This is a genomic window from Streptomyces tateyamensis (assembly GCF_003205575.1).
In the GTDB taxonomy this organism is placed as follows: Bacteria; Actinomycetota; Actinomycetes; order Streptomycetales; family Streptomycetaceae; genus Kitasatospora; species Kitasatospora tateyamensis.
Window position 1 is genome coordinate 75,140 of sequence record NZ_PYBW01000084.1, and the last position, 13,486, is coordinate 88,625.

The 13,486-nt window shown below is 71.2% G+C and carries 13 protein-coding genes; 1 reads left to right on the plus strand and 12 read right to left on the minus strand.

Going from position 1 to position 13,486, the window contains the following annotated elements; all coding sequences use genetic code 11:
* Positions 1-60: 60 nt before the first annotated feature.
* From C7C46_RS22895 to C7C46_RS22950, 12 genes are all read right to left on the minus strand, one after another.
* The gene (locus C7C46_RS22895) at positions 61-2,511 is read right to left on the minus strand and encodes a RelA/SpoT family protein (RefSeq protein ID WP_220040676.1); all 2,451 of its coding nucleotides are present in this window, start codon (positions 2,509-2,511) and stop codon (positions 61-63) included.
* Positions 2,512-2,646: 135 nt separating this feature from the next.
* Positions 2,647-3,192, minus strand: a complete 546-nt coding sequence (locus C7C46_RS22900) for an adenine phosphoribosyltransferase (protein ID WP_110671784.1) — start codon at positions 3,190-3,192, stop codon at positions 2,647-2,649.
* 31 nt (positions 3,193-3,223) lie between these two features.
* The gene (gene secF / locus C7C46_RS22905; RefSeq protein ID WP_110671785.1) at positions 3,224-4,345 is read right to left on the minus strand and encodes a protein translocase subunit SecF; all 1,122 of its coding nucleotides are present in this window, start codon (positions 4,343-4,345) and stop codon (positions 3,224-3,226) included.
* A 4-nt stretch (positions 4,346-4,349) separates the two neighbouring features.
* Positions 4,350-6,185, minus strand: a complete 1,836-nt coding sequence (gene secD / locus C7C46_RS22910) for a protein translocase subunit SecD (protein WP_425470106.1) — start codon at positions 6,183-6,185, stop codon at positions 4,350-4,352.
* 108 nt (positions 6,186-6,293) lie between these two features.
* On the minus strand, positions 6,294-6,674 hold the full coding sequence (gene yajC, locus C7C46_RS22915) for a preprotein translocase subunit YajC (RefSeq protein WP_110671786.1): 381 nt from the start codon (positions 6,672-6,674) through the stop codon (positions 6,294-6,296).
* 159 nt (positions 6,675-6,833) lie between these two features.
* On the minus strand, positions 6,834-7,916 hold the full coding sequence (ruvB, locus tag C7C46_RS22920; protein WP_110671787.1) for a Holliday junction branch migration DNA helicase RuvB: 1,083 nt from the start codon (positions 7,914-7,916) through the stop codon (positions 6,834-6,836).
* 54 nt (positions 7,917-7,970) lie between these two features.
* The gene (gene ruvA, locus C7C46_RS22925) at positions 7,971-8,582 is read right to left on the minus strand and encodes a Holliday junction branch migration protein RuvA (RefSeq protein ID WP_110671788.1); all 612 of its coding nucleotides are present in this window, start codon (positions 8,580-8,582) and stop codon (positions 7,971-7,973) included.
* A complete protein-coding gene (ruvC, locus tag C7C46_RS22930) occupies positions 8,579-9,160 on the minus strand; it encodes a crossover junction endodeoxyribonuclease RuvC (RefSeq protein WP_110671789.1) in 582 nt (193 codons plus the stop codon). The genes ruvA and ruvC overlap by 4 nt, the downstream gene beginning before the upstream one ends.
* A gap of 129 nt (positions 9,161-9,289) precedes the next feature.
* A complete protein-coding gene (locus C7C46_RS22935) occupies positions 9,290-10,051 on the minus strand; it encodes a YebC/PmpR family DNA-binding transcriptional regulator (RefSeq protein WP_110671790.1) in 762 nt (253 codons plus the stop codon).
* Between the two features lie 80 nt (positions 10,052-10,131).
* Complete coding sequence (gene pdxT, locus C7C46_RS22940) at positions 10,132-10,758, minus strand: pyridoxal 5'-phosphate synthase glutaminase subunit PdxT (RefSeq protein WP_110671791.1); 627 nt, start codon at positions 10,756-10,758, stop codon at positions 10,132-10,134.
* A gap of 107 nt (positions 10,759-10,865) precedes the next feature.
* Entirely contained in the window at positions 10,866-11,780 is a 915-nt protein-coding gene (gene pdxS / locus C7C46_RS22945) for a pyridoxal 5'-phosphate synthase lyase subunit PdxS (protein WP_110671792.1), read from the minus strand.
* A gap of 142 nt (positions 11,781-11,922) precedes the next feature.
* Complete coding sequence (locus tag C7C46_RS22950) at positions 11,923-12,528, minus strand: LemA family protein (protein WP_110671793.1); 606 nt, start codon at positions 12,526-12,528, stop codon at positions 11,923-11,925.
* A gap of 68 nt (positions 12,529-12,596) precedes the next feature.
* Here C7C46_RS22950 and C7C46_RS22955 point away from each other — a divergent pair, with 68 nt between their 5' ends.
* Positions 12,597-13,478: a hypothetical protein gene (locus C7C46_RS22955; RefSeq protein ID WP_110671794.1), complete on the plus strand. Its 882-nt coding sequence runs from the start codon at positions 12,597-12,599 to the stop codon at positions 13,476-13,478.
* Positions 13,479-13,486: the final 8 nt, after the last annotated feature.

Sequence of the window (13,486 nt, forward strand, 5' to 3'; positions counted from 1 at the left end):
CAGGGGCCCTCTTTCGAGGGCCCCTGCCGCGTTGCGGGGACGCAGTGCTGCCGCGCGGACCTACTTGCGGGCCGAGGTGACCCGGTAGACGTCGTAGACGCCCTCCACCCCGCGCACCGCCTTGAGCACGTGGCCCAGGTGCTTGGGGTCGCCCATCTCGAAGGTGAACCGGCTCATCGCCACCCGGTCCCGGGAGGTCTGCACCGCCGCGGACAGGATGTTGACGTGCTGGTCGGAGAGGACCCGGGTGACGTCGGAGAGCAGCCGGGACCGGTCCAGCGCCTCGACCTGGATCGCCACCAGGAAGACCGAGGACTGGGTGGGCGCCCACTCGACCTCGATCATCCGCTCCGGCTGCTGGGTCAGCGAGTCCACGTTGACGCAGTCGGCGCGGTGCACCGAGACCCCGTTGCCGCGGGTCACGAAGCCGACGATCGGGTCGCCCGGCACCGGGGTGCAGCAGCGGGAGAGCTTGACCCAGACGTCCTCCACGCCCTTGACGATGATCCCCGGGTCGCCCTTGGCCCGGCGCCGGCGCTGCGCCCGGTTCTCGTGGCCGGGGACGGTCGCGGTCTCGGCGAACTCCTCGGTGGCGCCCTCCTCGCCGCCGAGCGCCTGGACGAGCTTCTGCACGATCGACTGCGCGGAGACGTGCCCCTCGCCGATCGCCGCGTAGAGCGAGGAGATGTCGGGGTAGCGCATCTCGTGGGCCAGGGTGACCAGCGAGTCGCCGGTGAGGATGCGCTGGATCGGCAGGCCCTGCTTGCGCATCGCCCGGGCGATGGCCTCCTTGCCCTGCTCGATCGCCTCCTCGCGGCGCTCCTTGGAGAACCAGGCCTTGATCTTGTTGCGGGCCCGCGGCGACTTGACGAAGGTCAGCCAGTCCCGGGACGGCCCGGCGCCCTCCGCCTTGGAGGTGAAGACCTCGACCGCGTCGCCGTTCTCCAGGGTCGACTCCAGCGGCACCAGCCGCCCGTTGACCCGGGCCCCGATGCACCGGAAGCCGACCTCGGTGTGCACCGCGAAGGCGAAGTCCACCGGGGTGGCGCCGGCCGGCAGGGCTATCACGTCGCCCTTGGGCGTGAAGACGAAGACCTCGTTGTTGGACAGGTCGAAGCGCAGCGACTCGAGGAACTCGCTCGGGTCCTCGGTCTCCTTCTGCCAGTCCAGCAGTTGGCGCAGCCAGGCCATCTCGTTGACCGCGCCGGCCTTGTCCTCCTTGCGGACCTGGTTCGGGGTGTCGGTGCGCACCTTGGAGGCGCCGGCCACCGCGCGCTGCTTGTACTTCCAGTGCGCGGCGATGCCGTACTCGGCCCGGCGGTGCATGTCGAAGGTGCGGATCTGCAGCTCGACCGGCTTGCCGCCGGGGCCGATCACCGTGGTGTGCAGCGACTGGTACATGTTGAACTTGGGCATCGCGATGTAGTCCTTGAACCGGCCGGGGACCGGGTTCCACCGCGCGTGGATGGTGCCGAGCGCCGCGTAGCAGTCGCGCACCGTGTCGACCAGGACCCGGATGCCCACCAGGTCGTAGATCTCGGCGAAGTCGCGGCCGCGGACGATCATCTTCTGGTAGACCGAGTAGTAGTGCTTCGGCCGGCCGGTGACCGAGGCGGAGATCCGGGCGCCGCGCAGGTCGTGCTGGACCTGGTCGATCACGGTGGCCAGGTACTCGTCCCGCTTGGGGGCGCGCTCGGCGACCAGGCGCACGATCTCGTCGTACATCTTGGGGTAGAGGATGGCGAAGGCCAGGTCCTCCAGCTCCCACTTGATGGTGTTCATGCCCAGCCGGTGCGCCAGCGGGGCGTAGATCTCCAGCGTCTCGCGGGCCTTCTTCTCCTGCTTCTCCCGCTTGAGGTAGCGCATGGTGCGCATGTTGTGCAGGCGGTCGGCCAGCTTGATCACCAGGACCCGGGGGTCCTTGGCCATCGCGACCACCATCTTGCGGACCGTCTCCGCCTGCGCGGCCTCGCCGAACTTGACCTTGTCCAGCTTGGTGACGCCGTCCACCAGCAGGGCGACCGAGTCGCCGAAGTCCTGGCGCAGGGTCTCCAGGCCGTAGTCGGTGTCCTCGACGGTGTCGTGCAGCAGGCCGGCCATCAGGGTCGGCGCGTCCATCCCGAGCTCGGCCAGGATGGTGGCCACCGCCAGCGGGTGGGTGATGTACGGGTCGCCGCTCTTGCGCTTCTGGCCGCGGTGCCAGCGCTCGGCCACCGCGTAGGCGCGCTCGATGTCGCGCAGCAGCGCCGGATCGGCCTTCGGGTCGCCCGCCCGGATGGTGCGGAAGAGTGGTTCCAGCACGGGGTTGAGCACCGTGGTGCGCTGGCCGCCGAACCGGGCCAGCCGGGCCCGCATCCCGCCGCTGCCGGAGCCGGAGCGCAGCGTGGGCGCCACCGCACGGCCCAGGCCGGCGGGCGCCGCGGGGCGCACGGGAGTGGCACCGGAGGGTGCGGGCTGGCCGCCCGTCTGGCTGGTGGGCGCTGTGGCCGTCGGCTGGGCCTCGTCTGGCAAGGACACTCCTCGGTACGCACCGGATGAACCTTCATCGTACCGAGCGGGAACGCCCGGCGTTCCGCGGCCCGAGGGGTGACATGCCAGGAGCGGTGACCGCGTGCTGCGATCACCGCTCCTCGTGCTCGATCGGGCTCAGACCGTGACCAGGGTCTCCAGCGGAGCGCCGTCCAGGTGGGTGCTGAGCCGGTCCCGGCCGCCGAGGAGGCCGAGCTCCATCAGCACCACCACGCCGACCAGTTGGGCACCGGTGCGCCGGACCAGGTCCAGCGAGGCGGCGATGGTGCCGCCGGTGGCCAGGACGTCGTCCACCACCAGCACCTTCTCGCCGGGCTCGAAGGCGTCGCACTGCACCTCGAGGGTGGCCGAGCCGTACTCCAGGTCGTAGGACTGCTCGAAGACCTCGCCGGGCAGCTTGCCCTTCTTGCGGATCGGCACGAAGCCGAGCCCGGCCGCGAAGGCGGCCGGAGCCGCCAGCACGAAGCCGCGCGCCTCCAGGCCCACCACCTTGGTCGCCCCCAGCTCGCCGGCCCGCCCGGCCAGCGCCGTGGTGAGGGCCGCGAAGGCCTCGGCGTCGGCGAGCAGCGGGGCGATGTCCTTGAACAGCACCCCCGGCTTCGGGTAGTCGGGGACGTCCCGGATCCTGCTCGAGAGCAGTTCGGCCAGGGCGGTGTCGGTCACGTGTCAGTCCTTACTCGGCACAGGCGGTCGATCAGCGCTTGCCGGACGGCCGGCCCTTGCCGCGGGCACGGCCGGTCGGCTGGTTGCGCTGTCCGACCATACCGGCCGCGACCGAGTCGGCCACGGCCTCCTCGGCCGAGTCGGCCACGGTGCCCTCCGCCTCGGCCGCGGCCGCCGCCTTGGCGTCCGCCGCGCGGCGCTGGGCGACCCGCTTGGCGAGCGCCCGCATCTGCGGGGTCTGCTCCTTGAGCTGGGCGAGCAGCGGGGTGGCGACGCAGATCGAGGAGTACGCACCGGCGGACAGACCCACGAACAGGGCCAGCGAGATGTCGTTCAGGGTGCCGGCGCCGAGCAGGCCGCCGCCGATGAACAGCAGCGCGGCCACCGGCAGCAGGGCGACCACGGTGGTGTTCAGCGAACGCACCAGGGTCTGGTTGAGGCCCGCGTTGGCCGCCTCGCTGTAGGTGAGCTTGTTCTGCTTCTCGAGGTCCTTGGTGTTCTCCTTCACGGTGTCGAAGACGACGACCGTGTCGTAGAGCGAGTAACCGAGGATGGTCAGGAAGCCGATCACGGTGCCCGGGGTGACCTCGAAGCCGACCAGGGCGTAGACACCGATGGTGATCACCAGGTCGTGGATCAGCGCGACCAGGGCGGCCACCGCCATCCGCCACTCGAAGGCGACCGCCAGGTAGGCGGTGACCAGGACCATGAAGATGACCAGGCCCAGCAGCGCCTTCTGGGAGATCTCGTGGCCCCAGCTGGGGCCGACCACCTGGGCGTTGATGTCGGAGGCCGGCACCTTCAGGTCGGTGGAGAGGTCCTTGACGACCTCGTCGGAGGAGACCTTCTCGGTGGAGCTGACCTGGATCCGGATCTTGCCGTCACCGGTGGACTGCACCTGGGCGGTGGAGTTCCCGGTGATCTTGTTGATCTCGGTCTGCGCCTGGTCGACCGTCAGGCCCTGCTTCTGGACGGTGTAGATCGAACCGCCCTTGAACTCGATGCCCAGGTGCAGGCCGATCACGGTCAGACCGATGATCGCGGCACCCGCGATGGCTGCCGAGATGCTGTACCAGAGCTTGCGGCGGCCGACGAAGTCGAAACTGATCTCGCCCCGGTAGAGACGGTGGCCGAGCTGGCTGAAGCGCGACATTGCGTCAGGCCTCCTTGACGGCGGCGGAGGTGGCGGCGGGACGGCGGCGGCTGCTGCGCAGCGGCGCGCGGGCACCCAGGCGCTTCGGGTCCAGGCCGGACCACGGGTGGCCCTCGGCGAAGAACCTGCGGCGCGCCAGCAGGGTGATCAGCGGCTTGGTGAACAGGAAGATCACCACGACGTCCAGCAGCGTGGTCAGACCCAGGGTGAAGGCGAAGCCCTGCACCTTGCCGACCGAGACGAAGTAGAGCACCGCGGCACAGAGGAAGGAGACGAAGTCCGAGACCAGGATGGTGCGCCGGGCCCGGGGCCAGGCGCGCTGGACGGCCGCGCGCAGCGGGGAGCCCTCGCGCACCTCGTCGCGGATCCGCTCGAAGTACACGATGAAGGAGTCGGCGGTGATACCGATCGCGACGATCGCACCGCAGATCGCGGGCAGGTTGAGCGCGAAGCCGATCGAGGCGCCGAGCAGCGTCATGATCGAGTAGGTCAGCACCGCGGAGACCACCAGGCCGGCGATCGACACCAGGCCGAGGCCGCGGTAGTAGATCAGCGAGTAGAGGATCACCAGCGCCATGCCGATCGCACCGGCGATCAGGCCGGCGTGCAGCTGGTCACTGCCCAGGGCGGCGGTCACCGTGGTGACGTCGCTCTTGTCGAAGCTCAGCGGCAGCGCGCCGAAGCTCAGCACGTTGGACAGGCCGGTCGCGTCGTCCTGCGAGAAGGAGCCGGAGATCACGGCGTTGCCGCCGGTGATCGCCTGCGAGACGTACGGGTGGGAGACCACCTTGCCGTCCAGCACGATGGCGAACTGGTTGCCCGGGCCGCCGCTGGCGCCGAGGGCGGCCAGCTTGCCGGTGGTGTCGGCGAAGGCCTTGGAGCCGGCGTCGTTGAACGCGAGCTGGACCTCCCAGCCCTGGGCGCGCTGGGTGTCGTACCCGGCCTGGGCCTTGGAGACGTCGGAGCCGTTGACCGCGACCGGGCCGAGCGCGAACTTCATCCAGACGTTCTGCTCCTTGTTGTAGGAGCAGGCGACCGAGTTCTTGGCCGGGTCGGTCTGGTAGTCGATCCGCTGGGCGGGCACCGAGCAGTCGAGCCCGGCGAACTGCGCCTGCAGGTCCTGCGGCACGGTGCCCTGGGTGGTCAGCGCGGTGATGTCGGCGTTGCTGGTCGGCACCGCGGTGGGCGCGGCCGAGCCGGTCGGCGCGGCGCTGCCCGAGGGCGCGGCGGAGCCGGAGGCAGACGGCGAGGCGGAGGCCGACGCGCTGCTGCTGGGGTCCGCGGCCTTCAGGCCCTCGGAGAGCGCGCGGCCGGCCTTGGAGGGGCTGGCCGAGGCGGAGGCGCTCGGCGAGCTCGAACCGGCCGAGGCGGCGGCGCTCGGCGAGGCGGAGCCGGAGGGCGCCGCCGAGCCGGAGGGCTTGGCACTGGGCTGGGCGGGGAGCGGACCGGACATCGCCGTGGCCAGCACCGGGCGGAAGAACAGCTTCGCGGTGGTGCCGACCTGCTCGGCAGCCTGCTGGCTGTTGGTGCCCTTGGGGATGTTGACAATGATGTTGTCACTCCCCTGGGTCTGGACCTCGGCCTCGGACACACCGAACGCGTTGACGCGCTTCTGGATGATGCTGACCGCGGTGTCCATGTTGGCCGGGTTGATCGCGGCCTTGTCCTTGGACGTGGCCGTCAGCGTGATGCTGGTACCCCCCGCAAGGTCGATCCCGAGGCGAGGCGTCCTGTGGCCCGTCCCGAACATGAGGGCGACCAGTCCGACGGTGACCACCAGGATGAAGGCCAGCGCCCTCGCCGGGTAACCGTCGCGCGGACGCGACTTGGGTGTTGCCACCTTGCTCGTTTCTCCCTGTCCCATGCCGCTGGCACTGCGCCGCCGACCCGCGGGAGCGGGCGGCGGCGCGAACCGCGGACAACCGTGAAGTTGTGCAGACCGCCCGGACTACTTGGTAGCGGGCTTCTCGCTGCCGGCCGTGTCCAGGCCGGCCTCGTCCACCGCGTCCTCGACGGACTCGGTGGCGACACCATCCACCGGCTCGTCCTCAGCGGGACGGCCGTTGATGATCTCGTCGTACTCCTGCGGATCGATCACGGCGGCAACGGCACTCTTGGCGAAGTGCGTCACCACACCGGGCGCGATCTCCAGCCCCACGGTGGAGTCGTTGATCGACTTCACCGTCGCGTACAGCCCCCCGATGGTCCGCACGCCGGAGCCCTCGACCATCGCCGACTGCATGCTCTGAGCCTGCTGCTGACGCTTCTTCTGCGACCGGAACATCAGGATGATCGCAGCGATCGGGAGGAGGAAAATGATGTAACTCACAGCAGAAAGTCCTTTGCGGGTACCCGACTGATTACCCAGTTGCGAAGGTCGACCCGCCGGAGTGAGACGGGGCGGTCCGGCGAAGTCTAGGAGACCCGCCCTGATCGGACAACGCCAAGCATCGCATCCCAGGGCCAACAGTGGCGACCAAGGCCTGTGTCACGCGTCACTTGTCCCGAAGAGATCGGTTTGAGTAGGTACCACCCGCCCGCCGGCGGTGCCCGGGACCGGCGGCACCAGCCCGAGGTGCTGCCAGGCGGCGGCGGTGGCGATCCGGCCGCGCGGAGTCCGGGCCAGCAGCCCCTCGCGGACCAGGAAAGGCTCGGCCACCTCCTCGACCGTCTCGGCCTCCTCCCCCACCGCGACCGCCAGCGTGGACAGGCCCACCGGCCCGCCGCCGAACAGCCGCAGCAGCGCGCCCAGCACGGCCCGGTCCAGCCGGTCGAGACCGCGCTCGTCCACCTCGTAGACGGCCAGCGCCCGGGCCGCGATCGCGGCGGTGACCACCCCGTCGTGCTCGACCTGGGCGTAGTCCCGCACCCGGCGCAGCAGCCGGTTGGCGATCCGCGGGGTGCCGCGGGAGCGGCCGGCGATCTCGGCGGCGCCGGCCGGATCGATCTCGACGTCCAGCAGCGCGGCCGAGCGGTGCACCACCCGCTCCAGCTCGGCTGGGGCGTAGAACTCCATGTGGCCGGTGAAGCCGAAGCGGTCGCGCAGCGGCGGCGGCAGCAGGCCGGCCCTGGTGGTCGCGCCGACCAGGGTGAACGGCGGCAGCTCCAGCGGGATCGCGGTGGCGCCGGGGCCCTTGCCGACGATCACGTCGACCCGGAAGTCCTCCATCGCCATGTAGAGCATCTCCTCGGCGGGACGCGACATCCGGTGGATCTCGTCCAGGAAGAGCACCTCGCCCTCGGTGAGCGAGGAGAGGATCGCGGCCAGGTCGCCGGCGTGCTGGATGGCGGGGCCGGAGGTGATCCGGATCGGCGCGTTCAGCTCGGCCGCGATGATCATCGACAGGGTGGTCTTGCCGAGCCCGGGCGGGCCGGAGAGCAGCACGTGGTCGGGGGCGCTGCCGCGCATCCGGGCCGCCCGCAGCACCAGCGAGAGCTGCTCGCGCACCCGCTCCTGGCCGATGAACTCGTCCAGCAGCTTGGGCCGCAGCGCCGCCTCCACCGCCTGGTCCGCATCGTCGGCGGCGGCGCCCACCAGCCGGTCGGCGGGGTCGGAGTCGTACGGACTCATCAGTGCTGGCTCCATGTCGACAAGTTGATGAAGGGTCAGATCGTCAGGTCGACGTCAGCGGGCCCGGCTCAGCGTCCGCAGCGCGGACTTGAGCAGCGCGCCGACGTCGGTGCGGGCCTGCGCCTCGGCCTCCGGGGTGACCGCGGCCACCGCCTCGTCCGCCTCGCGCGGCGCGTAGCCGAGTCCGACCAGCGCGGCGTGCAGCTGCTCGCTCCACGGCGCCGGGCCGCTCGCCACCGGCTGCTGGGCCGGTACCGAGCCGTGCGGCGCGCCCAGCTTGTCCTTGTACTCCAGCAGCAGCTTGGCCGCCTTGGCCTTGCCGATCCCGGGGACCTTGATCAGCGCCCGCTCGTCGCCCTGGGCCACCGCGACCCGCAGCGCGTCGGGGCTGTGCACCCCGAGCATCGCCTGGGCCAGCCGCGGGCCGACCCCGGGGGCGGCCTGCAGCACCTCGAAGGTGGCCCGCTCGTCGTCGTCGGCGAAGCCGTAGAGGGTGAGCGAGTCCTCCCGGACCACCAGCGAGGTGGCCAGCCGGGCCGGCTCGCCGAGGCGCAGCGCGGCCAGCGTGGTCGGGGTGCACTGGACGGCCATGCCGACGCCGCCGACCTCGACCACGGCCACACCGGCCGACAGGGCCGCGACCGGCCCCTGCACGAAGGCGATCACGGGCGGTACTCCTGGTTCTCGGGGACGATGTGCCTGGGGTTGCTCTTGGGGACGATGCGCCTGGGGACGGCGGTGCGGGCCAGCGCCGCCGCGAGCTTGTCCTGCGCGGTTCCGCGCCAGATGTGACAGATCGCCAGCGCCAGCGCGTCCGCCGCGTCCGCCGGCTTGGGCGGGGCGTCCAGCCGCAGCAGCCGGGTGACCATCGCGGTGACCTGGGCCTTGTCGGCCCGCCCCGACCCGGTGACCGCCGCCTTCACCTCGCTGGGGGTGTGCAGCACCACCGGGATCCCGCGCCGGGTGGCGCACAGCATGGCCACCGCGCTGGCCTGCGCGGTGCCCATCACGGTGGCGACGTTGTGCTGGGCGAAGACCCGCTCGATGGCGACCACGTCCGGGCGGTGGGCGGCCACCCACTCCTCCAGCCCCTGCTCGATCGCCAGCAGCCGCAGCGGGACGTCCTGTTCGGCGGGGGTGCGCACCACGCCGACGCCGACCATCCGCAGCGCCCGGCCCGGCGACCCCTCCACCACGCCGACCCCGCACCTGGTCAACCCCGGGTCCACACCCAGTACCCGCACCCGCCCGCCCTTTCGCCGCACACCAGTCCCACCTGCACAGACCCTAGCGGCACCGGCCGACAGCCCCGCCGACGACACCGGCCCGGCGGTCCGTCAGGACCGCCGGGCCGGTGGGGCGTCAGGTGCCGGTCACTCCGCGTCGAGCTGGGCGCCGACCTCGTCGGAGATGTCGAAGTTGGCGAAGACGTTCTGCACGTCGTCGCTGTCCTCCAGCGCGTCGATCAGCTTGAAGATCTTGCGCGCGCCGTCCACGTCGAGCTCGACCTGCATGCTGGGCACGAACGGGGACTCGGCCGAGTCGTAGTCCAGGCCGGCGTCGACCAGCGCGGTGCGCACGGTGACCAGCGCCGAGGGGTCGGAGATCACCTCGAGGGTGTCGCCGAGGTCGTTGACCTCGACGTCGAGGTCGGCCTCCAGGACGACCTCGACCACCTTGTCCTCGTCCACGCCGTTGGCCTTGGGGACGATCACCTGGCCCTTGCGGGAGAACAGGTAGGAGACCGAACCCGGGTCGGCCATCGAGCCGCCGTTGCGGGTCATGGCGACCCGCACGTCGGAGGCGGCGCGGTTGCGGTTGTCGGTCAGGCACTCGATCAGCACCGCGACACCGTTGGGGCCGTAGCCCTCGTACATGATGGTCTGGTAGTCGGCCCCGCCGGCCTCCAGGCCGCCACCGCGCTTGACGGCGCGGTTGATGTTGTCGATCGGGACCGAGCTCTTCTTGGCCTTCTGGATGGCGTCGTAGAGCGTCGGGTTGCCGGCCGGGTCGGGACCGCCGGTCTTCGCCGCCACCTCGATGTTCTTGATCATCTTGGCGAAGAGCTTGCCGCGCTTGGCGTCGATCACGGCCTTCTTGTGCTTGGTGGTAGCCCACTTAGAGTGGCCGGACATCACCAGCTCCTTTACGTCGCCAAAGGGGAATGAAACAGAGGAGATCCTACCGGTGTCGTACCCGGTCAGCTGGCACCCGGTCAGCTGCGGGCGGCCAGCGCCTCCTCGACCATGCGCACGAAGAGCGCGTGCACCCGGTGGTCCCCGGTCAGCTCCGGATGGAAGGAGGTGGCCAGCAGGTTGCCCTGGCGCACCGCGACGATCCGCGACTCGGCGCCGTCGGCCGCCGGCAGCTCGGCCAGCACCTCGACGCCCGCGCCCACCGACTCCACCCAGGGGGCCCGGATGAAGACGCCGTGCACCGGCTCGCCCTCGAAGCCCTGGAAGTCGATCGCGGACTCGAAGGACTCGTTCTGCCGGCCGAAGGCGTTGCGGCGCACCGTCATGTCGATGCCGCCGACGCTCTGCTGGTCGTCCCGACCGTCCAGGATCTTCTCGGCCAGCATGATCATGCCGGCGCAGGAGCCGTAGACCGGCATCCCGGCCGCGACCCGGGCGCGCAGCGGCTCCATCAGGTCGAAGGCCAGGGCCAGCTTGGACATGGTGGTGGACTCGCCGCCGGGTATGACCAGGGCGTCCACCTCGGCCAGCTCCTCGGTCCGGCGCACCGGACGGGCGAGTGCGTCCGCCTCGGCGAGCGCGATCAGGTGCTCACGGACGTCGCCCTGCAGGGCGAGGACACCGATCACTGGGGTACTGCTGGGCACGGGGAGTCACCTTCTGCTCGGAGAGGGAGAACGGGTGGGGAAGCAGCGCGGCCCGCCGCGCCGGTGGTGCGCGCGGCGGGCTGCCGGAGCGGGTGCGCGGGAGCCGGTTACCAGCCGCGGTTGGCGTAGCGCTCGGCCTCGGGCAGGGTGTCGCAGTTGATGCCGACCATGGCCTCGCCCAGACCGCGCGAGACGTCCGCGATCACCTTCGGGTCGTCGAAGAAGGTGGTGGCCTTCACCACGGCCGCGGCGCGCTTGGCCGGGTCGCCGGACTTGAAGATGCCCGAGCCCACGAAGACGCCCTCGGCACCGAGCTGCATCATCAGCGCGGCGTCGGCCGGGGTGGCCACGCCACCGGCGGAGAACAGCACCACCGGGAGCTTGCCCAGCTGCGCCACCTCCTTGACCAGCTCGTACGGCGCCTGCAGGTTCTTGGCCGCGACGTACAGCTCGTTCTCGTCCAGGGTGGTCAGGCGGCGGATGTCGGAGTTGATCTGGCGCATGTGGCGCACCGCCTCGACCACGTTGCCGGTGCCGGCCTCGCCCTTGGAGCGGATCATCGCCGCACCCTCGGCGATCCGGCGCAGCGCCTCGCCCAGGTTGGTGGCACCGCAGACGAACGGGGTGGTGAACGCCCACTTGTCGGAGTGGTTCACCTCGTCGGCCGGGGTCAGCACCTCGGACTCGTCGATGTAGTCGACGCCGAGGGCCTGCAGCACCTGGGCCTCGACGAAGTGGCCGATCCGGGACTTGGCCATCACCGGGATGGACACGGCGCTGATGATGCCGTCGATCATGTCCGGGTCGGACATCCGGGCCACGCCGCCGTCCTTGCGGATGTCGGCCGGAACCCGCTCCAGCGCCATGACAGCGACCGCGCCGGCGTCCTCGGCGATCTTGGCCTGCTCGGCGTTGACCACGTCCATGATCACACCGCCCTTGAGCTGCTCGGCCATGCCGCGCTTGACCCGGGCGGTACCGATCTGCGGCTGGTCGGCGGAAGCGGGAGTGCTGGTGGACACGTGAGACCTCACTCGAAGACGAACCGGTGTGCTATCGCCCTATCGTAGGCCGTCAAACTGCCGGATCGATGCGCCACCCGGTCCACCCCGATGTGGCGGAATCGACAAAGAGGCCGGAAACCCGCCCTTGCGCCGGGCCGGATCAGGCCGCTGCGCCCTGCCGTGCGAGGGCGGCCGGGACCTCGTCGTCCATCTCGAAGGCCAGCGGGAACGGGGCCTTGCCGGCCAGCCGGAAGTAGCGCACGAGCCGGTGGATGCGCACCGCGCGGGCCGCGCGCACCGCGTCGTTGTGGAACCGGCGGGCCATCGGCACCCGGCGCACCGCCGCGCTCAGCTCGCTCACCGCCTCCTCGCCGCCGGGCGCCGCACGCAGCTCGGCCAGCTGCTCCGGCTCGGCGAACACCGCACGCAGCGCCTGGCTCAGCTCGCTCTCCGCCACCTCGCGCTGCTCGGCGTCCGCCTGCCGGGCCGCGCGCGAGGCCTGGTAGAGCACCAGCGAGGTGGCCGGGTCGAGCAGTGAGGAGGTGGCCAGCTCCTGGGCCGCCGAGGCGCGGCGCAGCAGCTGCGCGTCCAGTGCGGCCCGGGCGGTGTCGATCCGCGCGTGCAGCCGGTCCAGCCGGCCGGCCGTCCAGCTCAGGTACAGCGCGAACAGCAGCACCGCCGCCGCGACCCAGATCCAGGTAGTCACAAGGCGCAAACCTACCGGGCCCCGACCGTTGCTTAGCCCATCCGGCGCCGCTGCCCGCATGGCTACCGGCTGACGATCCGTCAGTCTGCTCATCTGTATGCGGGGGGCCACTTCGAGAAGGGACCCGTATGCGCAACGCCCTGCGCCGCAGCTGCCGCCTCGCCGCTGTCAGCGCTCTCGCCCTGGCCGGCTCGCTCGGCGGCTCGGTCACCGCCACCGCCGACGCACCCGGCCACTCGGGCTTCACCGTCGACGTCAACCTCACCGCCGCCGGCATCCAGGCGCCGGACAGCCACCCGGCCGGCACCGTCACGTTCCGGATCTCCACCGACGACCCGGGCAGCCGCCAGCTGCAGATCTTCAAGCCGCACCCGGGCGTGAGCATCGACCAGATGCTCGCCGACACCGCCCGGGCGTTCGACCCGGCCACCGCCGCCGAGGGCATCCGTGCCCTCAACGCCGACGGCGAGGCGCTGGGCGGAGCCACGGCCACCCCCGCGAACGCCGCGATCATGAGCGAGGACCTCGCCGAGGGCACCGTGTACCTGGTCGACCTCACTCCGGTGCAGTCCGGCGGCGCGCCCCTGGTCAAGCCGCTGGAGCTGTGCAAGGACGCCGGCTACCACCTGCCGCACTTCCCGCACGGCATCGTGATCCAGCACGAGACCGACCAGGGACCGCGGTTCCAGACCGAGGACGTGGACAAGGCCGAGGGCTCCTACTACGTCCACAACTCCGCCACCGAACTGCACGAGATGGCGATCCAGCCGGTGGCGCCGGGCACCACCGACGAGCAGGTCCAGCAGTTCTTCGACGGCACCTACACCGGCCCGCCGCTGTTCACCGGCACCGCGGTCGGCCTGGGCGTCGTCTCCCCCGACCACTCGGTGGTCTTCCACGAGGACAAGCTGGCGCCCGGCACCTACGTGCTGCTCTGCTTCATCCCCGACGACAGCACCGGCATCCCGCACGCCTTCGAGGGCATGCACAAGGTGGTCGAGCTCAAGTAGCGCGGCCC

Bases quoted from the DNA above. Each gene is read 5' to 3' on its own strand.
- secF (WP_110671785.1), bottom strand. From the start codon at position 4,345: ATGTCGCGCTTCAGCCAGCTCGGCCACCGTCTCTACCGGGGCGAGATC.
- C7C46_RS22935 (WP_110671790.1), bottom strand. From the start codon at position 10,051: ATGTCCGGCCACTCTAAGTGGGCTACCACCAAGCACAAGAAGGCCGTG.
- ruvB (WP_110671787.1), bottom strand. From the start codon at position 7,916: ATGAGTCCGTACGACTCCGACCCCGCCGACCGGCTGGTGGGCGCCGCC.
- C7C46_RS22955 (WP_110671794.1), top strand. From the start codon at position 12,597: ATGCGCAACGCCCTGCGCCGCAGCTGCCGCCTCGCCGCTGTCAGCGCT.
- C7C46_RS22950 (WP_110671793.1), bottom strand. From the start codon at position 12,528: ATGCGGGCAGCGGCGCCGGATGGGCTAAGCAACGGTCGGGGCCCGGTA.